Below are 21,513 nucleotides of genomic sequence, written 5' to 3' on the forward strand. Positions count from 1 at the left end.
GTTCGGCTGTCAGCGCCGGGTGACGCGCACGCACTCGTCCTCGAGGCACACCACGGCGCCGACCGGAATCTGGGCGCTACGGCGCGTGTCGACCTCGCCGTCGACCGTCACGAGGCCCTCAATGATGACGATGCGCGCCTCGGCGCCGTCCTCCACGAGGTTGGCCAACTTGAGCAGCTGACCGAGCTTGATGGCTTCGTCGCGAATCGGAACGTCTACGGGTGAGCTCATGGCCACATTCTCGCACCGAACTCGCCGTGCACCCCGTGGTGTGGTTACCGTGGGGGCCGCAACCGCTGACCGTGAACCGCGCACATCCGTGACGGGAGTAGGCCATGGCGCTCGAAGGTGGATACATGGGAGGGGCCTCCTGGCCCCAGGTGTCCCATGCCCGAGCGCGTGTAACGAACCTACCGTCCACCCCGATGTCATCCGAGGAAGCGCCGATGCGCGACCTCGTGGCTGCCGCTCAGGACAACGATCCGGCAGCACGACACCAACTCCTCGACGACGTTCACCGGATGGCGTTGCGCTACGCGTCAGCCCGTCTCGGCGCTTTCAGCGCCTCGCGTGAACTCGCCGCCGACGCCGCTCAGGAGGTGTGCGTGGCTGTCCTGCAGGCGCTTCCGCGCTACGTCGAGCGCGGCGTCCCTTTCGAGGCCTTCGTCTACTCCATCTGCTCGCGCAAGGTGGCCGACGTGCAGCGAGGCGCCTTCCGCGCGGCTGTGCCCACCGACGAGATCCCCGAGGGCGTCGACCTGTCGACCGGCCCCGAGGAAATGGCCGTCAGCGGCGACACCGCCAAGCGCCTCTCGATGCTCATGGGCGGCCTGTCCGAACAGCACCGCGAAATCCTGACGCTCCGCGTCGCCGTCGGCCTCTCCGCCGAGGAGACCGCCCGCAGCCTCGGCATGACGGCCGGCGCCGTGCGCGTCGCCCAGCACCGCGCGCTCGCGAAGCTGCGCAAGCTGCACGACGCCTCCGGCCAGGAGTTGAGGTGAGCCACGTGAACGACGCATCCCGCGACACGAACCTCTTCGAGATCGCCCGCGACGACGAACTCCTCGACGTCCTCGGCGCACGCCTTTTCGACGCGGACGAGTCCAACGCCGACACGAACATCGACGCCGGCACCTACGAGTCGGACGATGTCGCTCACATGCTCGCCGCCTGGGCGCAGGACATCGACGACGAGGCCGAGGCCACGTTCACGGTCGAGCCCCGACGCGTCACGCGGGCGGCTCGCGCCGCCTACTCGGTGCCCAATGAGGCCGAGTCCGTCGAGCCCGGATCTCTCACGGCCGCGCCGCGCCGGCGCGGCGGCACGTACAGCGCCTCGGGCGACGGCCGAGTGGCTGCTGCTCTCGGCCGCGGATGGTGGGGCCTGGCCCCGGCTGCCCGCGTGCGAACCGGCGCCACGGCCGCTGCAGCGGGTCTCGTGCTGTCCCTGTCCGGTGTCGCCGCCGCTGTCGGTTGGGGACGCCTGCCGTCCCTCGACTCCTTGACGCTCAGTTCGACGAAGGCCCACAATCCCTCCGTGCTGGCCGATGAGGTGCCGCGCGCCACGGCGACCGATGCACCCGCAGTGCCGCAGAAGCCCGCGAAGAAGCGTGTTGAGGCGCTGCCTCATCGCACGGAAGGCCACGCCGAGGGCGCTGAGCGGCCCCGCACGTCCGCCGCAGCGAAGGAAACGGCGCCGAGCGACTCCTGGCCTCGGGTCGAGGAGCGCCGTACCGGTCTCGACCGCTCGGTCGTCGCCGCGCCCCGAATCGATCGTCAGCGCCCCTCGACACCGACGTACCGGCCCAACACGGGCGCCCGACCGACGCAGGCGCCGAGCGCGACGCGTCCGCAGCGTCCGACGACGCCGCCCTCGCCGTCGTCCACGCAGCCGCCGACGACCACGAAGCCGAGCACGCCGTCCACCCCAGGTTCGTCGACGACGTCGCCGAGCACCGGTCCCTCGGGTTCGACAGGCATATCGGGCTCCTCGAGTTCCTCGGGCTCGTCCTCCACGACGAAGCCGACCCCTCGCCCCACCTCGAGCGTTTCCCCGAGGTCGACGCGCGGCTCACACAAGGCCTCCTCCGGCAGCGGTGCGCTGACGAAGGCGGAGAAGAAGACGCGCAACCGGTTCAGGTACCTCATGCCGAGGCCGTCGATCGAGGCGTCCCCAACGCCTCTCGAGCCGAGCGCTACGGCGGAGCCGGTGCCGAACGAAACCGCCACGCCGACGCGCTAGGTGAGAATGCGCACAACGCTGAGCGCGCGGCGCTGGGCACGCGTGCGCGTGACCTAGAATCGGTGAATGGCTTTCGGCTCTGACAACGGCACTGAGATTCCCCCGAAATTCGCGACGCTCGGTCTCACCTACGACGACGTCCTTCTCCTTCCCGGGGAGACCGATGTCATCCCCTCGGAGGTCGACACCACCGCGCAGCTGACGCGCGAGATCAAGCTCAACATCCCTCTCGTGTCTGCAGCGATGGACACCGTCACCGAAGCACGCATGGCCATCGCCATGGCCCGCGAGGGCGGCATGGGCGTGCTGCACCGCAACCTGTCGATCGAGGATCAGGCCTACCAGGTCGACCTCGTCAAGCGCACTCAGACGGGCCGTATCACCAACCCCGTGACGATCGGCCCCGACGCCACGCTCGAAGAGCTCGACGCCATCTGCGGCGAGTACCGCGTCTCCGGTCTGCCGGTCGTCGAGGGCGACAACAAGCTCATCGGCATCATCACCAACCGCGACCTGCGCTTCACGCCCGTCGCCGAGTGGGCCGGCACGAAGGTGCGCGACGTCATGACGACGCAGCTCATCACCGCGCCCGTCGACATCTCGAACGAGGACGCCACGGCGCTGCTGCGTCAGCACAAGCGTGAGCGTCTGCCGCTCGTCGATCGCGACGGTCGCCTCGCCGCGCTCATCACGGTCAAGGACTTCGTGAAGTCCGAGCAGTTCCCGAACGCCTCGAAGGACGCCGACGGTCGCCTCATGGTCGGTGCCGCCGTCGGGTACTTCGGTGAGGCGTGGGAGCGCGCGACGACGCTCATCGACGCCGGCGTCGACGTGCTCATCGTCGACACGGCGCACGGCCACGCGCGCCTCCTGCTCGACATGATCCGCAAGCTCAAGGCCGACCCGGCCACGAAGAACGTCCAGATCATCGGCGGCAACGTTGCCACCCGCGCGGGCGCCCAGGCGCTCGTCGACGCCGGTGTCGACGCCGTCAAAGTGGGCGTCGGGCCGGGCTCGATCTGCACGACGCGCATCGTCGCGGGTATCGGTGTTCCGCAGGTCACCGCGATCCACGAGGCCGCCCAGGCCTGCGGCCCCGCCGGTGTGCCGGTCATCGGTGACGGCGGCCTGCAGTACTCCGGTGACATCGCCAAGGCCCTCGTCGCCGGTGCGTCCTGCGTCATGGTCGGCTCGCTGCTCGCCGGGACGGAGGAGTCGCCGGGCGAGGTTGTGCTCATCAACGGCAAGCAGTTCAAGGCCTACCGCGGCATGGGTTCGCTCGGTGCGATGAGCTCGCGCGGCAAGAAGTCGTACTCCAAGGACCGCTACTTCCAGGCCGACGTCATCAGCGACGACCAGCTCGTGCCCGAGGGCATCGAGGGTCGCGTGTCGTACAAGGGTCCGGTGAGCAACGCGGTGCGTCAGCTCGTCGGTGGCCTCCACCAGTCGATGTTCTACGTCGGTGGCTCCACGATCCCCGAGCTGCAGGAGCGCGGCCAGTTCGTCCGCATCACCGCGGCCGGCCTCAAGGAGTCGCACCCCCACGACGTCCAGGGCATCGTCGAAGCGCCGAACTACTCGATCCGCTGACGACGCCTCGGCCCACTTTCGAGCGCCTCACCTTCACGACGAAGGTGAGGCGCTCGTGTGTTGAGGCGGGCATACCCACATGCGCGAGATCTCGCACGAATGGGAAGAGACGTGCGCGGTTGGTCCTCACTTGCGCGACATTCCGCGCTTGTGGGGAAGCGGGCGCCCGCAGGTAGGCTGGGTGGGTGACTGAGATCGAGATCGGCAAGGGCAAGCGCGGCCGTCGCGCGTATTCACTCGACGACATCGCCGTCGTGCCGTCGCGCCGCACGCGTGACCCCCGCGAGGTGTCGACGTCGTGGCAGATCGACGCCTACCACTTCGACCTGCCCGTCATGGCAGCGCCGATGGACTCCGTGATGTCGCCCGCCACCGCCATCGAGTTCGGCCGCCTCGGCGGTCTGCCCGTGCTCGACCTCGAGGGCCTGTGGACGCGCTACGAGGACCCGGAGACGCAACTCGCCTCCATCGCCACGGTCGACCCGGCCGAAGCCGTCGCCCGCATGCGCGAGATCTACGACGAGCCGATCAAGCCCGAGCTCATCCGCGACCGCCTCAAGGAGATCCGTGACGCCGGCGTCACCGTCGCCGGCGCCCTCACGCCGCAGCGCACCCAGGAGCACTGGCGCACCGTCGTCGAGGCCGGCGTCGACGTCTTCGTCATCCGCGGCACCACGGTCTCCGCCGAGCACGTCTCCGGCGACGCCGAGCCGCTCAACCTCAAGCGCTTCATCTACGAACTCGACGTTCCCGTCATCGTCGGTGGTGCGGGCACGTACACCGCAGCGCTGCACCTCATGCGCACCGGTGCGGCCGGCGTGCTCGTCGGTTTCGGCGGCGGCGCGGCCCACACCACGCGTCGCACGCTCGGCATCCACGCGCCCATGGCCACGGCACTCTCCGACGTCGCCGCAGCCCGTCGCGACTACCTCGACGAGTCCGGTGGCCGCTACGTCCACGTCATCGCCGACGGCGGCGTCGGCACCTCCGGTGACATCGTCAAGGCCGTCGCCTGCGGTGCGGACGCCGTGATGCTCGGTGCCGCGCTGGCTCGCGCCACCGAGGCGCCCGGTCGCGGATTCCACTGGGGCCCGGAGGCGCACCACAGCCAGCTGCCGCGCGGTGAGCGCGTCGAGGTGGGCACAGTGGCGAGCCTCGAGGAGATCCTCAACGGCCCCGGCCGCGGCGCCGACGGCACCACCAACATCGTGGGTGCCCTCAAGCGCGCCATGGCCACCACCGGCTACTCCGACCTCAAGGAGTTCCAGCGCGTCGAGGTCGTCGTCGCGCCGTACCAGCGTTCCTGAGGCACACTCACGACGGAGGGGCTCGACCGGCAGGTCGAGCCCCTCCGTCATGCCCGCGGTGCCTCGCATCCTGGGACGACAGCCACTGACTTACTTCAAAGTAAGGACGTTGTCGGTGGCCCGTCCTAGGGTGGATCCATGACTTCTCAGACCGCATCTTCGCCCGCCGTCCGCGTTGCGCAGGACGTGGCGAAGCGCATGAGCCACCGCGTCACTGCTGCCGCCGACGCGCCCCAGCGTGAGCGCACGACGCCTCTCACCGGTGAGGTTGTCGCGTCGCTGCCCGAGTCGAGCGTCGCCGACGTCGAGCGCGCCTACGAGGCGGCGCGTGCGGCTCAGCCCGCGTGGGCCGCGACGCCCGTCAAGGAGCGCGTGGAGTTCCTGGAACGCCTGCACGACCTCGTGCTCGAGCACCAGAGCGAGATGCTCGACCTCATCCAGCTCGACTCGGGCAAGGCCCGCATCCAGGCCTTCGAGGAGATTCTCGACACCGCCGGTGTGTGCCGCCACTACGCGAAGAAGGCACCGAGCTATCTCGCCGAGCGCAAGGGTGCGGGCGCCATGCCGGTGCTGACGCAGGCCCGCACGGGCTACCGCCCCAAGGGCGTCGTCGGCGTCGTCGCGCCGTGGAACTACCCGCTGTCGATGACGATCACCGACGCCCTGCCCGCCCTCGCTGCCGGCAACGCCGTCGTCCTTCGTCCTGACGAGAAGGCGTCTCTCACCTGCCTCAAGATCGTCGAGCTCATCGACGAGGCCGGTCTGCCCGAGGGGCTCCTCCAGATCGTTCTGGGCGACGGCCCCACCGTCGGCGGCGCGGTCCTCGAGCGTGCGGACTACGTCATGTACACGGGCTCGACGAACGTCGGGCGTCAGGTCGCACGCGACGCCGGTGAGCGCCTCATCGGGGCGTCGCTCGAGCTCGGCGGGAAGAACGCGATGTACGTCGCCGAGGACGCCGACCTCAAGCGCGCCGCCGAGGGCGCCCAGCGCGCGGTGTTCTCCAGCGCGGGCCAGCTGTGCATCTCGATCGAGCGCCTCGTGCTCCACGAGGCCATCGCCGACGAGTTCCTCCGCCTGTTCCTCGCCCGTGTCAAGGCGATGAAGCTCAGCACCGAGGTGGGCTGGGGAGCCGACATGGGCAGCCTCATCTCCGCGCAGCAGTTGGAGCGCGTCGAGGAGCACGTCGCGGATGCTGTCTCCAAGGGCGCCACGGTGCTCGCGGGCGGCAAGGCGCGCCCCGACGTCGGGCCCTTCGTCTACGAACCCACCGTGCTCGACGGCGTTGCCGAAGGCATGAGCTGCCGACGCGACGAGACCTTCGGCCCGCTCGTGTCGGTCTACCGGGTCGCGAACGACGACGAGGCCGTCGCCTTCGCCAACGACAGCGAGTACGGCCTCAACGCGTCCGTCTGGACCAAGGACGTCAAGCGTGGCCGCGCCATCGCCGCCCGTATCCAGTCCGGCACCGTCAACGTCAACGAGGGTTACGCGTCTGCGTACGCGAGCAACGGTGCGCCGATGGGCGGCATGAAGTCCTCCGGCGTCGGCCGCCGTCACGGGGCCGAGGGCATCCGCAAGTACACCGACATCCAGAACGTCACGGTGCAGCACGTCCAGGGCTTCGGGGTGCCGAAGGGCATGTCGCAGAAGCAGTTTGCCAAGGTGATGACGGTGGGCATGCGCCTCATGAAGCGAGGAGGTGTCGCATGAGCGGCTTCGATCACGACGTCGTCGTCATCGGCTCGGGGTTCGGCGGCTCCGTCGCCGCCCTGCGGTTGGCCGAGAAGAACTACGACGTCCTCGTCTACGAGGCCGGCCCGCGCCGTGAGGACGAGGACTTCGCCACCTCGAGCTGGGACGTGCGCAACTACCTGTGGGCGCCCGCGCTCAAGTGCTACGGCGTGCAGCGCATCCACAAGATCCCTGACGCCGTCATCCTCGCCGGGGCCGGTGTGGGCGGCGGGAGCCTCAACTACGCCAACACGCTCTACGTGCCGCCGCAGCCGTTCTTCGCCGACAAGCAGTGGTCCCACATCACCGACTGGTCCGCAGAACTCATGCCGCACTACGAGACGGCGAAGAAGATGCTCGGCGTCGTCGAGTCCAACCCGTGCGAGGGGCCGGTCGAGCAGCTCATGCGCGATGTCGCCGCAGAACTCGGCGTGAGCGAGACGTTCCGCAAGACGCCCGTCGGCGTGTTCTTCGGGGAGTCCGGAAAGCGTGTCGCCGACCCGTACTTCGGGGGAGAGGGCCCGGAGCGCACCGGGTGCACCGAGTGCGGCAACTGCATGGTCGGCTGCCGCGTCGGTGCGAAGAACACCCTCGCGAAGAACTACCTGCCCCTCGCCGAACGCTCCGGTGCGCGCATCGAGCCGATGCGTACAGTCGTCGACCTCGAGCCGCTCGGCCCGAACGGTGATGAGGGCTGGCGCATCACGACGGAGGCCACCGGCGCCTGGGTGCGCAAGAACCGTCGCACGGTGACGGCGCAGCACGTCGTCATGGCAGCCGGCACGTGGGGCACGCAGAGCCTCCTGCACTCGCTGCAGGCCGACGGCAAGCTTCCGCGCCTGTCGCGCACGCTTGGTCACCTCACCCGCACCAACTCCGAGGAGCTCGGCGGTGCCGCCGCCACGCAGCTGCCCGAGGGCGTCGACCTCACACACGGCGTGGCCATCACGTCGAGCTTCCACGTCGACGAAACCACCCACGTCGAGAACGTGCGCTACGGGCGCGGCTCGAACGCCATGGGCCTGTTCTCCACGCTGCTCATTCCCGGTGACGTGGGCAACCGCGTCGTCGAGTTCGTCAAGCAGTTCGCGCGCCGCCCGGTCATGCTCACCAAGGCCGTCGTCCCCAAGGGCTGGAGCGAGCGCACCATCATCGCGCTCGTTATGCAGACGGTCGACAACTCGCTCATCGTCTCCCCGAAGAAGACGCGCCGCGGGTGGAAGCTCACCTCCCGTCAGGGCCACGGTGAGCCGAACCCGACGTGGATTCCGGGCGGCCACAAGGCCATCCGCGGCATGGCGGACCGTCTCGAGCGGGTCAGCGGCAAGGAGGCCATCGCGGGTGGCACGTGGAACGAACTGTTCGACGTGCCCATGACGGCGCACTTCCTCGGCGGCGCCCCGATCAGCGACGGCCCGGAGACCGGCGTCATCGACGCCTACCAGCGCGTGCACGGCTACCCCACGATGTCGATCGTCGACGGTACGGCCGTCTCCGCGAACCTCGGCGTCAACCCGTCGCTCACCATCACGGCTCAGGCCGAGCGTGCCTTTTCGCTGTGGCCGGCCAAGGGCGAGCGCGACGAGCGTCCGGCTCAGGGCGAGGCGTACGTCCGGCTCGAACGCGAGCCGAACCGGGTGCCCGGACAGCCCGTAGTCCTCGGCATGCCGACGGTGGCACGGACACCCGCGACGTAGGCACCGCGCGTCGGCGCGTACCCTGGTGGGGTGCTCCAGACCGCGATGAAACCCCGTTTCGTGCGGCTGTTCTCGCTCATGCTCGTGCTCGTTGCCGCGTTCATCTGGCTCGGCAAGTGGCAGTGGGGGACGGCCAACAACGAGGCCAACCAGAAGGTGCTCGAAGAGGCTTCGCAGCGCACGCGTGAGCCGCTCGACGCGGTGATCAAGCCGCAGACGCCGTTCGACAACTCGACGTCGTTGCAGCCCATCACCGTCACGGGCCGTTACGACGCGAGCAAGACCGAGCTCGTCGCGGGCCGTGTGCTCGAGGGCAAGCACGGCTGGTGGGTCATGACACCCCTCGTCGTCGACAGCACCGGAGCACGGCTGCCCATCGTGCGCGGCTTCGTCGACAAGACGACGAACATCCCGAAACCGCCGTCGGGCACCGTGACCGTCGAGGGCGCGCTGGCGCCCGGTGAGTCGGTGTCGACGATGGACGCTCTTCCGCCCGGCCAGATCGGCACGATCGACATGGGTCTGCTGCTCAACAAGTGGGACGGTCGCGTCTACAACGCCTTCATCTTCTCCACGGACCAACAGCCCGCGACGCGGGTGAAGGCGGGGGAAACCACCCCAGAGCACATCCCGCCGCCCGTGCCGCGCACGACGCACATCGAGTGGCGCAACGCAGCCTATGCCATCCAGTGGTGGGTGTTCGCCGTCTTCGCGGTCTTCATGTGGGTCAAGCTCGTGCGCGACGAGCACCACCTCGAGATCGCCGCCGACGAGAGCCGTGTTGACGAGAACAACGAGCAGCATCACACAACTCCCAGCGAAGACGACTCCCCTTCCGACGTGACGACGCCCCCTACGGGCGAGCGAAAGGACGACCGATGACCGACCAGAAGCCCGCTGCTGCAGGTAAGCCCACGATCGACGTGAACCAGGCCCGCTCGGCCCTGAAGTTCTTCAAGATCGCCGCGTTCATCGTCGGCATCGGCCTGCTCGTGCTCGTGCTCGAGATGGTGCTGCACTACGGGTTCCACAACGACGCGCTCGCGTGGTGGCCGCAGCCGCACGGCCTGCTCTTCCTCGTCTACGTCGCGGCGACGGCGAACCTCGGGTTCAAGATGCGCTGGGGTCTCGGCAAGATGGTCCTCGTCATCCTCGCCGGGTGCGTGCCGTTCCTGTCGTTCTGGGTCGAGCGCAAGATGAGCCGCGAGGTCGAGGCCGACCTCGCGGGCCGCTGACGAGCCGACGGCCGGAAGGCCTGTCGGTGGCGACGGATAGGATGAACGCGTGAGCGACAACCTGCAGGATCACCCCGTACTCGTCGTCGATTTCGGCGCCCAGTACGCCCAACTCATCGCGCGCCGCGTGCGCGAGTGCGCCCTCTATTCCGAGGTCGTGCCGCACACGATGAGCGCAGAGGAGATGCTGGCCAAGAACCCCGCCGCCATCGTGCTGTCGGGCGGGCCCTCGTCCGTCTACGCCGACGGTGCTCCGTCGCTCGACGTGGCGCTGCTCGAAGCGGGCGTGCCGGTCTTCGGTATCTGCTATGGCTTCCAGGCCATGGCGCACGCCCTCGGCGGAACCGTCGCCCACACCGGTGGCCGCGAGTACGGTCACACGATGGCCACGATCACCCACACCGACTCGATCCTCTTCGACGGTCAGCCCGCCGAGCAGGCTGTGTGGATGTCGCACGGTGACGGCGTGAGCGAGGCCCCCACGGGCATGACGGTGTGCGCTCGCACGCCCGGCGCCCCCGTCGCCGCGTTCGAGGACGCCGAGCGCAAGCTCTTCGGCGTGCAGTGGCACCCGGAGGTGCTCCACTCCACGCACGGCCAGGAAGTGCTGCGCAACTTCCTGCTCAACGGCGCCGGCCTCAAGGCCGAGTGGACGCCCGCCAACATGGCCGAGGAACTCGTCGCCCAGGTGCGCGAGCAGATCGGTGAGGGCCGCGCCATCTGTGGTCTCTCCGGCGGTGTCGACTCGTCCGTCGCCGCGGCCATGGTGCAGAAGGCCATCGGCGACCGGCTCACGTGTGTCTTCGTTGACCACGGCCTGCTGCGCGCCGGTGAGGCCGAGCAGGTCAAGGAGGACTTCGTCGCCGCTACCGGTGTCGACCTCGTCGTCGTCGACGCCTCCGAGCGCTTCCTCGAGGCGCTGGCCGGCCAGTCCGATCCCGAGACGAAGCGCAAGATCATCGGCCGCGAGTTCATCCGCGTCTTCGAGCAGGCGGCGCGCGACATCGTCGGTGCCGAATCGGACAGCGAACACCCCGTCGAGTTCCTCGTTCAGGGCACGCTCTACCCCGACGTCGTCGAATCCGGCGGCGGCACCGGCGCGGCCAACATCAAGAGCCACCACAACGTCGGCGGTCTGCCCGACGACCTGCAGTTCAAGCTCGTCGAACCGCTGCGCGCCCTCTTCAAGGACGAGGTGCGCCAGGTCGGCCTCGAACTCGGCGTGCCCGATTCCATCGTCTGGCGCCAGCCGTTCCCCGGCCCCGGCCTCGGCATCCGCATCATCGGTGAGGTGACGGCCGAGCGTCTCGAGATCCTGCGCGCGGCCGACAAGATTGCCCGCGAGGAGCTCACGGCCGCGGGCCTCGACCGCGACATCTGGCAGTGCCCCGTCGTCCTTCTGGCCGACGTGCGCTCGGTCGGTGTGCAGGGCGACGGCCGCACCTACGGCCACCCCATCGTGCTGCGCCCCGTCTCCAGCGAGGACGCCATGACGGCCGACTGGACGCGCCTGCCCTACGACGTCCTGGCCACGATCTCGAACCGCATCACGAACGAGGTCTCCGACGTCAACCGCGTCGTGCTCGACGTGACGAGCAAGCCCCCGGGCACCATCGAGTGGGAGTGAGCGCCCACCGATGAGCGAGCAGCAGCCCGCTCCCGACGGCGCGGCCCACGTGGTTGCGCCGTCGGCGTGCCACGGGGCGACCCCGGTCGGTGAACCCAGCGACCTCACCGAGCCCGTCCGCCGCTTCGTCTGCTCCGTGCGGACGATGACGTTCGCCTCACTGGCGTCGTTCGTCCTCGTCCTGTGGGTCTTCACCCGTACCGCGCGCGCCCAGGTGTGGGACGAGCGTGGGCGGATGAGCACAGGTGCGAGCGCGCGGGCGTGGGTTCACATCGTCGATCCGCTCACCTACATCACGATCGGCTCGGTCGCGACGCTGCTCGCCGCCTTCGTCGTCATCGCGCTCGCGCGGCAACGAGCGGGTCTCGCGCTGGCCGCGATCCTCGTGGTCGGGGGAGCGAACGTCACGACGCAACTGCTCAAGGCGTACTGGCCCACGAGCCCGCACCTGTGGGACAACTCCCTACCGAGCGGACACTCGACCGTTGCGATGAGCCTCAGCCTCGCGGCGATCCTCGTCGCGCCGTCCGGTGCCAGACGGTGGCTCGTGCCCTTTGCCGCCTTCGGAGCCACGTTCGTCGGCGCCGGAACGATTGTCGGGCACTGGCACCGCCCGGCCGACGTGTGGGCGGCCTTCCTCGTATGCCTCCTGTGGTCGGCCGGAGCGATCGGTCTCGTGCTCAAACTCCAGTTGCGGCGCCACACCCGCGACGCGAAGTACGCGCTGCGCCCTGCCGCAGGCGTCGTCGGGAGCATGACGGCGGGGCTCATCTTCGTCGGGCTCGGAGTGCGGCCGCTCGACGCCGACCTCAAGCTGGCCGAGGCGATCGTCGCCCTCGGAGTCACCGGGTTGCTCGCGGCGTTCGTCGTCGCATGGGTGAGCGCTGCGGCGGACGACAACCTCGGATGAGGGACCCGGTGAAGCGAATCGAGCCACTCGTCCTGGCGGGGAGCCTGCTCGTTCTCGTGGCCCTCATCGCGCTGCGCGCCACGGCGTCCGGCAAGCGCCTGGCTGCGGCCACCACGCACTGGCTCGGTGAAGCCGATCGCCCTGACGGCGGTCTGATCTGGCCCGCCTCCGGCCTCGTGACGCGTGCCTATCTGCCGTTCGTTGCGCTGACGCTCGTGGCGCTCGCGGTCGCACTGACGCGCCACTCGCTGCGGCGCCGAGCACTCGCAGGGGCGTTCGTCCTCGTTGTCAGCGGCGTGGGGGCGCAGGTGCTGGGGCGTCTCCTCGTGCCCGTGCTCGGACAGGAGTCCGCGACGCTCCCCAGCGGGCATGCGGCCCTCGTGCTCGGCGCCTGTGTGGCCTGGATCTGGATCGCACCCGCCCGGCATCGCCTCGCGGTCCTGTGCGCAGCCGGTGTCGTTGCGACGGCCGGGTCGCTCGGCATCGTCGTCGCGCAGTGGCACCGCCCGGGCGACGTGCTCGCGTCCCTCGCCCTCGTCACGGCCGTGACGGCGGTCGCTCGTCCTTTCGCCAGGACGGGCGCGATCGCCCCGGCCGTCAGCGAGGCCGAGGGCAACCGGGCGCACACGTTTCGGGGTGGCTTCGGCTACAGCCCGTCGACCGATGCTCTCGTGGCCGTGCTGTGCGGCGCAGCCGGCTGCGTCGTGCTCTACCAGGGGTGGGGTTCGGCGCTCGTCGGCGAGAACGTCGCTGCCCTTCTCGGCGGCTTGGCCGTGCGATGGGGCCTCGCCCTCGCGGCGGGGCTGCTCGTGTGGTGCGCCGCGCGCGTCGACGAAAGCCCTGTCAGTCGCCTCCACTAGGCTGGGCGGGTGCTTCGAACTACAGCAGCTGTGCTCGCCGGGAAGTCGGCTCGCGTCGCAACGAGACTGCGCGGTGGCGGTAGCGCCCTGCCCGGTCTCGTCGTCGAGAAGGTCGACCCGAAGTTCCTCGCCACGGCTCTCGCGAACCTCCCGAAGGGTGTCGTCGTCGTCACCGGCACGAACGGCAAGACCACGACGACGAAGATGCTCGTCGCGCTCCTTCGCGCGCACGGTCTCAAGGTCTTCACCAACCCCACGGGCTCGAACTTCACGCGCGGCGTCATCTCCTCGGTGCTCGGTGAGGTGTCGCTGCGCGGCACCATCGACGCCGACATCGCCGTGCTCGAACTCGACGAGGCGCACGCCCTGCACTTCGCCAAGGTGGTCAAGCCGACGCACGCGCTGCTGCTCAACGTGGCACGAGACCAGCTCGACCGTTTCGCCGAGATCGACTACACCGCGAAGCTCCTACGTCAGCTCGCCGAGCAGACCACCGAGGGCGTCGTGCTCAACCGTGACGACTCGTTCGTCGCGCGCATCGAGAGCGCGCTGAAGCCGAACGTCGAGGTCTCCTACTTCGGGGTCGACGAGACGATCGCTGAGCGTCTCGGTGAGCTCGTGGAACAGGACGTGCGCAGCGACGACGACTTCGTCCAGCCGCTCGTGAGCTCCGGTGACGGACTCCTTCTGCCGATCGACGATCGCAAGTTCCTCGTCACGTTCGCCGACCGCGCCGACGGCAGCGCCAACGTCGGGCCGATGCAGATGCGTCAGCACGGTCTCGCGGCCATGATCAACGCCACGGCGGCCACGTCGATGGCGCGTCGGCTGCTCGGCGACGACTTCCTGCCGGCCACCGCCGTCAGCGCCCTCGAAGCGGTGCAGCCGCCGTTCGGGCGCGGCGAGGTCATTGACGTCGACGGTCAGGAACTCGAGCTCGTGCTCGTGAAGAACCCGGCCGGATTCACCGTGGCCCTCTCGACGTACGGCGGGCGCCCGGTGGCGAGCATGGTGGCCATCAACGACAACTACGCCGACGGGCGTGACGTGTCGTGGCTGTACGACGTCAACTTCGCCTCCCTGCGTGAGCGCGGCGTCGAACTCACCTCCGGCGTGCGCGCCTACGACATGGCGTTGCGCCTCGCCTACGACGGCGTCGAGGTGCGTCACGTCGAGCCCGAACTCACGTCCGCGCTCGACACGTTCCTCGCCGAGCACCCGAACGAGCCGAAGCGCATCTTCTGCACCTACACGGCGATGATGGCGCTACGCCGCACGCTCGCCGAGCGCTACGACCTGCCCGACATCGGAGAGGACGCCCCCGAATGAGCCAGCCCACTCCCGAGAACGTCGAGCCCGTCGTCAACGACGACCTCGCCGCCATGGACGTCGTCCCGACGACGCTCGGCGACCCGACCGGGCCGAGCAAGGGACGCGTCACCGTCGTTCACCTGTACCCGCGTGAGATGTCGATCTACGGCGACCTCGGCAACACGCGCTGCCTCGAGGCGCGCCTGCGTTGGCACGGGTACGAGCCGAACGTCATCAGCCACAACCCGGGCGACGATTTCCCCGACGACGCGCACCTCGTCGTCGGCGGCGGCGGCCAGGATTCCGGGCAGGTGCGTGTCGAGGCCGACCTCGAGAAGATCGGCCCGAAGCTCAAGGAGCTCGCCGAGGACGGCGTGCCGATGCTCATGATCTGCGGCATGTACCAGCTCTTCGGCAAGGCCTTCATCACGGTTGACGGCAAGACGCTGCCGGGCCTCGGCATCCTCGACGTCACGACGCGCGGCAACGAGAAGCGCATGATCGGCCCCGTCGTGCTCTCCACCGAGTTCGGCGACGTCGTCGGCTACGAGAACCACTCCGGTTCGACGGTGCTGGGGGAGGGGCAGGCGGCGTTCGGCTCCGTACGCTCCGGCTTCGGCAACAACGGCGAGGACGGCCACGAGGGCGCCCGCACGAACAACGTCGTCGGCTCCTACCTGCACGGCCCGATCCTGCCGGCCAACCCGCACCTCGCGGACTGGCTCATTGCCCGCGCCGTCGAGAAGGCGCTCGCCCAGCCGTTCGAACCGGGTGAGATCGACGACCGGTTCGCCGACCAGGCCCGCGAGCGTCAGGTTCGCCGCCTTACGAAGAGCTGATCGGCACTTCGCCGAGCCGCACGAGGAAGCCCTTCACCGCTTGCGGGCGGTGAAGGGCTTTATCGGTCTTCTGACGACGTGTGATGGCTACGCGCAGGCGCCGGGCGCGCCGTCGGGCGTCAGGGGCACCTTGGGCAAGACGAACCAGGCGAGCCAGCCCATGGCGCCGAGCGGTACCTCGAGCAGGTGCGTGAAGATTGCGAAGACGAGCACGCCGGCAGCGGCGGCGGGCTTGTCGGCGCCCCAGGCCACCATGACGGCGAGCGTGCCGGCTTCGGTGATGCCGAGCCCACCCGGCGTCACGCCCACCGCGGTGAGGAGGCGTCCGACGGCGTAGGCGGCGAAGAGCTTGCCGAGCGAAAGGTCGACGCCGACGACCTCCATCGTTCGCCAGAAGAGAAGGAAGTAGACGCCGAGGAACCCGACGACGCCGACCGTCATGGGGAACCACCCGGTGGCCGTCACCGTGGCGAGGCGGCGCCGCTGGTCGACGAGCACGTGACGCAGGTCGACGCGCGACTTGCCGCGCTGTTCTCGCCAGGCGCTGACGCGTCCGCCGAAGCGGCGGTGCACCCACGCGCCGAAGCGCTCGGTCTTGTGCGGCGAGATGAGAATGGCCACGAACACGGCGATGATGACGAGCCCGACGATGCCTCCCGTGAACGCCCCGCGGCGCACGCCCTTCGGCAGTGCGTCCGTGGAGGAGAGCAGGGCCACGCCGAGCAGCGGCATCGCCATGCGGGCGACGACGTTCCAGACGCCCGAGACGATGACCGATGTCGAGATCGCAGCGCGTGCGAAGCCCCACGAACGCAGCATGAGGTAGGTCGCGGCCACCCCGGCGGCGCCGCCGCCCGGCAGCAGGTTGCCCGCTGCAGAGCCGGAGACGTTGACGATGAGCGCCTTGACGTGGCCCAAGCCGGGCAGCGAACCCGTCAGGGTGAAGGTGTAGAGCCACAGGCCCAGGACGACGAGACCGAAGAGTTCGAGGCCGTTGACCCACCCGAGTCGATCGAGGTGAGTGCCGATCTCGGTCCACGTCGTCTGACCGAACCACGGCAGACCGAAGACGAGGATCGCCGCGGCGAGCGCGAGGCCGAACACGGCCTGCAGCAGCTGCTTGCCGGTGGCCTTCGGAAACGCCGTGGGGTCGGCTTCCTGCGTTGCGCGCCCTTCGGCGTCGGTCGCGGCAGGTTGACGCCCCACACTCACTCCTTCGTGTCCGTTCGGGCGGCGCGCGGTGGCAAGTCCCCGAAGATGTCACGCGCGACCGGGCCCTTGTGGAGCGGGTCGCGGAACCATTCCCGACAGAAGACTACGTCGTAGAGCGGTCGGGGAATTCTCAGGAATGCCGCCAGAGTTCGGTCGGCGTCGCCGTCGGCGCTGGCCTGCGAAGCGTGGGCCCGCATCGAGGCACGCTTCTGCGCGGCGAAGCGGCCCACCGAGATGCGGTGGGTGATGTCACGCCGGGCGCTGTAGGCGCGCTCGAACGAGGCCATGTCGAAGTCGTCGGGGAAACGATAGAAGCGCGCGACGAGGTGCAGAGCCCGGACGAGCAGGTCGCGCGGAACGGTGGCTTCGAGGACGCGTGGCGTTCCGGCGAGCTCGGCGGCGCGGGCACCCACCTCGTGCACACGCACGTGATCCCGGTGGCCGTAGCCGCCGTTCTCGTCGTAGGAGAGCAGGACGTCGGCGTCCTCCGCGCGCAGAATCTCGGCGAGCGCCTCGGCCGCTTCGTCGACGTCGACCGTGATGAAACGGCGCTTACCGGGCGGGTCGGGGAAGGTTTCGGGACCCATGCCGGAGTCGGCGTAGCCGAGCGTCTCGACGCGCGCGACGCCCAGTGCGCGAGCGCTCTCGAGGAGTTCGTTCCAGCGTTGGGCGGCGAGTTCGTCGGGGCCGCCGTAGCCGGAGTCGGCGAGGCCGAGGGCGCCGTCGGTGGCGACGACGAGGACGACGCGGTGTCCCTCTGCGGCCGCCTTCGCCATCGTGCCCGAGGTGAGCAGCGCCTCGTCGTCGGGGTGAGCGTGGAAGGCGACAAGCGTGCGCGGCATGGCATCGGGGGACATGGCATCTGGCGTGGTCATCGTGTGCCATCCTCGCGCATGACAGACTTCCATCCGTGAAGATCGCGCTGGTGTCGGACTGTTACCTGCCTCGCTTGGGCGGTATCGAGGTGCAGGTGCACGATCTCGCGCAGCGCCTCGTCGCCCAGGGCCACGAGGTCGTCGCCTACACGGTGACGCCGGCGCACGCGGAGCAGTACAGCGGCCTGGAGATCATCGACGGCATCCACGTCCACCGTTTCGCGCTCGGTCTGCCTTACGACGTCGCGCTCAACCCGATGGCCATCTCGCAGTTGCGCGTCGCCATCACGAACGGCGGATTCGACGTCGTCCACGCCCACATCGGCGTCATCAGCCCCTTCTCGATGGACGCGGTCCGGATGACGCTCGGCATGGGCATCCCGACCGCGGTCACGTGGCACTCGGTCATGAGCTGGGCGGGACCGTTGCTGCGTCCGCTGGGCTTCATCAAGCGGTGGGCCGCCGACGGCGCGGCGCTCTCGGCGGTGTCGCGGGTGGCCGCGCGGCCGGTGGCGTCGATGGCCGGCGCCGGGCACGAGGTCGTCGTCCTGCCCAACGGCATCGACACGGACGTCTGGACCCCCGGTGGCCCGCGGATCGGTGACGAGGTGCGTGTCATCTCGGCGATGCGTCTGGCGCGGCGCAAGCGGCCTCTTGAGTTCTTCAAGGTGATGAAGGCCGTGCACCGCGAAGCGCCGAACGTGCGTCTAGAGATCGCCGGCGAGGGGGAGCTGCGCGCGAAGCTCGTACGCGCTGTCGACCTCGCCGACGCGCACGAGTGGGTGTCGCTGCCGGGGCGCATGACGCGTGCGCAACTGCACGAGCGCTACCTCGATTCCGACCTCTACGTTGCGCCTGCGCGCCTCGAGGCGTTCGGCATCGCGGCTCTCGAAGCGCGCTCGTCGGGTCTGCCGGTGCTCGCGCCCACGAGCAGTGGCGTCTGCGAGTTCGTCGAGAACGAGGTGAACGGCCTGCTCGTCGACGGTGACGAGGGGCTGGTCGCGGGCCTCACCCGGCTCGCACTCGACCGGGACCTGCGCGAGTCGATGGCCCACACGAACCGCACCGTGCGCCCGAAGCAGGCGTGGCCCGAGGTCGTACGCCTCGCCGAGGACGAGTACGCGCGGGCCGCCGACCTGCAGAGGCGACGATGAACGTCGGGGCGGGCATCACCGTCGTCGGACTCACCGCGGATGACGCGGGTGGCACTCGGGAGGTGTTCCGGGAAACGCTGCGCCAGGGCGTCGCGCCCCGGCGCCAGTTGCGCGAGGCTGGATTCCGGGCCTCCAGGCTGCCCCACGTGACGAGCGACGCCGACGACGCCGTCCTCGCGTACGAGGTGACGTCGCTGCCGGCCTCGTCCCGCACACCCTGTGCGCATGCCACGGAGAAGGCGGACCTCGTGCGGCAGCGCCTCGCCGCCTACGCGGTCGTCACGAGCGAACGTGGCGTGCTGCTCACCCGCCTGTCCCAGACCACCGGACGACCGGGTCTGTGGATCCTGCCGGGTGGCGGTGTCGACGCGGGGGAGCACCCGGCGGAAGCCGTCGTGAGAGAGGTCTGGGAGGAAGCCGGGCAGGACGTGGAGCTCGGTGAGCTCGTCGACGTCTCGTCCTCGCATCGGGTGGGTATCGGGCGCGGTGACGTCGTGGAGGACTTCCACGCGGTGCGCCTGCTGTTCACCGCGTCCTGTTCGCAGCCGTCCGAACCCGTTGTCCACGACGTCGGTGGTTCGACCGAGAGCGCGGCGTGGTTCTCGATCGCCGACGCCGTCGACCCCGAAGCGCCCGGTTACCCCGAGGGCGGCATGGCCTCGTGGGCCCTCGATGCGGTGCGGGCCTTCGCGGATATGCCATGAGTGCGACTGGCGGCCGGGTGAGGGCTCGCACCGTCTACGGGTAGCTCGCCTTCGGGCTCCTGGCGATCTGCCTGCTCTGGGTTCCGGCCTGATTCCACCCGCCATTGGTACACACGGGGTGGCCTGCAACCTCCGATGCCGGGTACCCGCGCCTATCCGCCTCTCGAAGTGCGCTACGTCCCTGGGGCGCCGAACGCTGCCACGGTGGAGGACCATGAACATCGGGTGGCGAACCTCGTGGACACGCGATGGTTCTGGCTGGCGGACGCTGTGGTCGCAGCCGTGGCGGTGCTCATGGTGCTGTTCGTCCGGCAACGTGTGCGTCGATGGAACCAGCGTCGTATCCAGGACACGAATCAGCGTCGGCGCCCGTGGACGAGCCCCAGCGCACCGGCCACGACGGCCGTGGCGCCGATGCCGAGCAGGATGCCGGGCACCGTGTAGCGCGAGTCCAGGCTGATGACGTCGCCGTACGCGAGCGCGCAGAGCACGGCTGTGACGAGTCCGATCGTGGCGAGGACGGCCCCGACGATGTTGGCTTCACGACGTTCGTCGTCGCGTCGCTCATGTGCGCTCGCCGGTGCGGGTGTGGCCCCCTGCTCGTACGACCAGGCCTGCGTGGGGGCGCTCGCGCCGTAGCTGAAGTCGTCGTAACTCGTCATCGCTCGTTCGCCTGCTCTCGTGAGGTGGGGTTGGTCATCGGTGCCGCGTCGGGGGTCGATTCGCCGTTCACGAGCTCGACCCGGGGGTCTGCGACGGTGCCTGGCTGCGCACATGGACGAACACGTCGCCGATTCCGACGTCGGTCTTCAGACGGATCGTCTTGTTGCCCGACCCGAGAGTCGTCCGGGTCGGCTCCGTGCCGCTCGAACCGCCTGCCTCGTAGAACACCTGGCCGGCGCCGTCGGCGGCGCTGATGTACCCGAGGCGCGTCACAGAGGTGAGTTCGACCTTGACGCCGCGCGGCACCTCGACGCGCAGGCGCCCGGCGGTGAGGCGGGCGTTGACGTCGACGACCTCGGGCATTGTCGCGACATCGACGCGGGTGAGATCGATCGTGCTCGTGCCCATTCCGGCGTCGTACGACTGCCTGGCGGCCAACGTCGTCGGCTGGGCGGACAGGGAGCTCGTGCGACTCGAGTAGCCGGCCGAGTGCAACGACGCGAAGGTGATGCTGACGGCGATGAGCGGCACGACGAGCAGGCTCAACACACCGACGCGGTAGCCGCGCAGCGCGAAGAAGAGGGCCCCCAGGCTGACGACGGCAAGGCTCCCGAACACCAACCAGGGCAATGCCGTTTCGCCGCCGGTCGTCACGCCGCCGACGAGGCCGAGTGCCGGTGGGACGATCGCAAGGCCGGCGAGCAGGAGGAGAGCGGCGAACGGCAACCGGGTGCGGCGTCGGCGGGCGCGGCGTTCGGCGTTGCGCGCGCGGCGGGCCTCCTGGGCGGCGAGGTTGTTCTGCTGGTGGTGAGTCCGAGCCGCCCGGAACTGCTCCCGGGCGCTTCGGCGCTCGTCGATGAACGGCACCGAGCTCGAGGTGGCGTCGCCGTCGAATCCGTAGCCCGTCACGGGTGGTTCTGCCACGGTGTTGCTCCCGCCTGGTGCGGGCGTCGGAGCGTAGGTCGCGCCAAGGGGGAGAGGTTCGTCCTTACGGCCGCGACGAACGACGACGAACGCCAGGGCCCCGAGTGCAACGAGGGAGATCACGGGGCCGGTGTTGCCGAGGAACTCGAAACCGAAGCCCCACGGCATCGTGACGATGAGCGCCAGCGCGGTGATTACGAGGACGACCATCGGCATACCGCTGTCGCCGCGGCGGGCCTCGTCGAGCACGACGCGGTCGGCGAGGTCGGGCACGAGACTCCACGCCAGGAGGTAGACCACCAGGCCGACACCTGACAGCACGAGCAGGATGGCCACCGCGCGCACGAGCAACGGCGCGACGCCGAGTCGCAGCCCGACGCCGGCGCAGACACCGCCGAGCCACCCGCCGTCGGTGTCGCGACGCAGGTCGATGTCGCGCAACGTCTCGATGAAGCGGTCGAAGCCCGCTCCCGTCGTGGCGCTTGTCGCGCCGCTCGCACTGCTTCCGGTGCGCTCGTCTTCCCGCGGGTTCGGGGTGGCCGTCTCGTTCATGCTCCCAGCCTGCCGCGTACTCGCGGTCCACCGGCAGGGGGAGCAACCCTGACGCGACCCTGAACTTCCCCGAGGCG

20 protein-coding genes are annotated in these 21,513 nt (G+C 69.5%); 15 read left to right on the forward strand and 5 right to left on the reverse strand.

Annotated features, from left to right (window positions below):
• Nucleotides 1-9: 9 nt before the first annotated feature.
• A complete protein-coding gene (locus AA983_RS08110; protein WP_047311787.1) occupies nt 10-231 on the reverse strand; it encodes an RNA-binding S4 domain-containing protein in 222 nt (73 codons plus the stop codon).
• 194 nt (nt 232-425) lie between these two features.
• On the opposite strand from AA983_RS08110, the gene shbA reads away from it, so the two are divergent.
• From shbA to AA983_RS08175, 13 genes are all read left to right on the forward strand, one after another.
• A complete protein-coding gene (gene shbA, locus AA983_RS08115; RefSeq protein ID WP_225910837.1) occupies nt 426-1,001 on the forward strand; it encodes an RNA polymerase sigma factor ShbA in 576 nt (191 codons plus the stop codon).
• 5 nt (nt 1,002-1,006) lie between these two features.
• Nucleotides 1,007-2,242, forward strand: a complete 1,236-nt coding sequence (locus tag AA983_RS08120) for a hypothetical protein (RefSeq protein WP_156170301.1) — start codon at nt 1,007-1,009, stop codon at nt 2,240-2,242.
• A 66-nt stretch (nt 2,243-2,308) separates the two neighbouring features.
• Entirely contained in the window at nt 2,309-3,832 is a 1,524-nt protein-coding gene (gene guaB, locus AA983_RS08125; RefSeq protein ID WP_047311789.1) for an IMP dehydrogenase, read from the forward strand.
• 185 nt (nt 3,833-4,017) lie between these two features.
• Complete coding sequence (locus AA983_RS08130; RefSeq protein ID WP_047311790.1) at nt 4,018-5,139, forward strand: GuaB3 family IMP dehydrogenase-related protein; 1,122 nt, start codon at nt 4,018-4,020, stop codon at nt 5,137-5,139.
• A 138-nt stretch (nt 5,140-5,277) separates the two neighbouring features.
• The gene (locus AA983_RS08135) at nt 5,278-6,852 is read left to right on the forward strand and encodes a succinic semialdehyde dehydrogenase (protein ID WP_047311791.1); all 1,575 of its coding nucleotides are present in this window, start codon (nt 5,278-5,280) and stop codon (nt 6,850-6,852) included.
• Nucleotides 6,849-8,570, forward strand: a complete 1,722-nt coding sequence (locus AA983_RS08140) for a GMC family oxidoreductase (protein ID WP_047311792.1) — start codon at nt 6,849-6,851, stop codon at nt 8,568-8,570. Before AA983_RS08135 ends, AA983_RS08140 begins: the two co-directional genes overlap by 4 nt.
• Before the next feature lie 30 nt (nt 8,571-8,600).
• Nucleotides 8,601-9,452 (forward strand): SURF1 family protein, encoded by an 852-nt coding sequence (locus AA983_RS08145; RefSeq protein WP_052946999.1) that lies wholly within the window; start codon nt 8,601-8,603, stop codon nt 9,450-9,452.
• Entirely contained in the window at nt 9,449-9,805 is a 357-nt protein-coding gene (locus tag AA983_RS08150) for a DUF3817 domain-containing protein (RefSeq protein ID WP_047311793.1), read from the forward strand. The genes AA983_RS08145 and AA983_RS08150 overlap by 4 nt, the downstream gene beginning before the upstream one ends.
• 49 nt (nt 9,806-9,854) lie before the next feature.
• Nucleotides 9,855-11,432 carry a glutamine-hydrolyzing GMP synthase gene (gene guaA / locus AA983_RS08155; RefSeq protein WP_047311794.1) on the forward strand — a complete coding sequence of 526 codons (1,578 nt, stop codon included), beginning with the start codon at nt 9,855-9,857 and terminating at the stop codon, nt 11,430-11,432.
• A gap of 10 nt (nt 11,433-11,442) precedes the next feature.
• The gene (locus tag AA983_RS08160; RefSeq protein WP_052947000.1) at nt 11,443-12,342 is read left to right on the forward strand and encodes a phosphatase PAP2 family protein; all 900 of its coding nucleotides are present in this window, start codon (nt 11,443-11,445) and stop codon (nt 12,340-12,342) included.
• Between the two features lie 8 nt (nt 12,343-12,350).
• Nucleotides 12,351-13,202 carry a hypothetical protein gene (locus tag AA983_RS14825; protein ID WP_052947001.1) on the forward strand — a complete coding sequence of 284 codons (852 nt, stop codon included), beginning with the start codon at nt 12,351-12,353 and terminating at the stop codon, nt 13,200-13,202.
• A gap of 9 nt (nt 13,203-13,211) precedes the next feature.
• Complete coding sequence (locus AA983_RS08170; protein ID WP_047311795.1) at nt 13,212-14,531, forward strand: Mur ligase family protein; 1,320 nt, start codon at nt 13,212-13,214, stop codon at nt 14,529-14,531.
• Complete coding sequence (locus AA983_RS08175; protein ID WP_082128804.1) at nt 14,528-15,352, forward strand: cobalamin biosynthesis protein CobB; 825 nt, start codon at nt 14,528-14,530, stop codon at nt 15,350-15,352. The genes AA983_RS08170 and AA983_RS08175 overlap by 4 nt, the downstream gene beginning before the upstream one ends.
• An 87-nt stretch (nt 15,353-15,439) precedes the next feature.
• Here AA983_RS08175 and AA983_RS08180 read toward each other — a convergent pair whose 3' ends face one another.
• Together AA983_RS08180 and AA983_RS08185 are read right to left on the reverse strand one after the other, a co-directional pair.
• Entirely contained in the window at nt 15,440-16,558 is a 1,119-nt protein-coding gene (locus AA983_RS08180; RefSeq protein WP_052947002.1) for a lysylphosphatidylglycerol synthase transmembrane domain-containing protein, read from the reverse strand.
• Between the two features lie 2 nt (nt 16,559-16,560).
• Nucleotides 16,561-17,439, reverse strand: coding sequence for a PIG-L deacetylase family protein (locus AA983_RS08185; protein ID WP_231579570.1), 879 nt, complete (start codon nt 17,437-17,439; stop codon nt 16,561-16,563).
• 35 nt (nt 17,440-17,474) lie between these two features.
• Here AA983_RS08185 and AA983_RS08190 point away from each other — a divergent pair, with 35 nt between their 5' ends.
• A complete protein-coding gene (locus AA983_RS08190) occupies nt 17,475-18,593 on the forward strand; it encodes a glycosyltransferase family 4 protein (protein ID WP_047311797.1) in 1,119 nt (372 codons plus the stop codon).
• A complete protein-coding gene (locus AA983_RS08195; protein ID WP_052947003.1) occupies nt 18,590-19,297 on the forward strand; it encodes an NUDIX hydrolase in 708 nt (235 codons plus the stop codon). Before AA983_RS08190 ends, AA983_RS08195 begins: the two co-directional genes overlap by 4 nt.
• 356 nt (nt 19,298-19,653) lie before the next feature.
• Here AA983_RS08195 and AA983_RS08200 read toward each other — a convergent pair whose 3' ends face one another.
• Both AA983_RS08200 and AA983_RS08205 read right to left on the reverse strand, forming a co-directional pair.
• Nucleotides 19,654-19,959 carry a hypothetical protein gene (locus tag AA983_RS08200; RefSeq protein WP_047311798.1) on the reverse strand — a complete coding sequence of 102 codons (306 nt, stop codon included), beginning with the start codon at nt 19,957-19,959 and terminating at the stop codon, nt 19,654-19,656.
• Between the two features lie 67 nt (nt 19,960-20,026).
• Nucleotides 20,027-21,436, reverse strand: coding sequence for a PspC domain-containing protein (locus AA983_RS08205; protein WP_047311799.1), 1,410 nt, complete (start codon nt 21,434-21,436; stop codon nt 20,027-20,029).
• Between the last annotated feature and the right edge of the window lie 77 nt (nt 21,437-21,513).

Origin of the sequence: Dermacoccus sp. PE3 (assembly GCF_001021715.1) — a bacterium.
Classification (GTDB): Bacteria; Actinomycetota; Actinomycetes; order Actinomycetales; family Dermatophilaceae; genus Dermacoccus; species Dermacoccus abyssi.

Coding starts and splice junctions, on each gene's coding strand:
- AA983_RS08110 (WP_047311787.1), bottom strand. CDS start 231: ATGAGCTCACCCGTAGACGTTCCGATTCGCGACGAAGCCATCAAGCTC.
- shbA (WP_225910837.1), top strand. CDS start 426: ATGTCATCCGAGGAAGCGCCGATGCGCGACCTCGTGGCTGCCGCTCAG.
- guaB (WP_047311789.1), top strand. CDS start 2,309: ATGGCTTTCGGCTCTGACAACGGCACTGAGATTCCCCCGAAATTCGCG.
- AA983_RS08135 (WP_047311791.1), top strand. CDS start 5,278: ATGACTTCTCAGACCGCATCTTCGCCCGCCGTCCGCGTTGCGCAGGAC.
- AA983_RS08140 (WP_047311792.1), top strand. CDS start 6,849: ATGAGCGGCTTCGATCACGACGTCGTCGTCATCGGCTCGGGGTTCGGC.
- AA983_RS08150 (WP_047311793.1), top strand. CDS start 9,449: ATGACCGACCAGAAGCCCGCTGCTGCAGGTAAGCCCACGATCGACGTG.
- AA983_RS08160 (WP_052947000.1), top strand. CDS start 11,443: ATGAGCGAGCAGCAGCCCGCTCCCGACGGCGCGGCCCACGTGGTTGCG.
- AA983_RS08175 (WP_082128804.1), top strand. CDS start 14,528: ATGAGCCAGCCCACTCCCGAGAACGTCGAGCCCGTCGTCAACGACGAC.
- AA983_RS08185 (WP_231579570.1), bottom strand. CDS start 17,439: ATGACCACGCCAGATGCCATGTCCCCCGATGCCATGCCGCGCACGCTT.
- AA983_RS08195 (WP_052947003.1), top strand. CDS start 18,590: ATGAACGTCGGGGCGGGCATCACCGTCGTCGGACTCACCGCGGATGAC.
- AA983_RS08200 (WP_047311798.1), bottom strand. CDS start 19,959: ATGACGAGTTACGACGACTTCAGCTACGGCGCGAGCGCCCCCACGCAG.
- AA983_RS08205 (WP_047311799.1), bottom strand. CDS start 21,436: ATGAACGAGACGGCCACCCCGAACCCGCGGGAAGACGAGCGCACCGGA.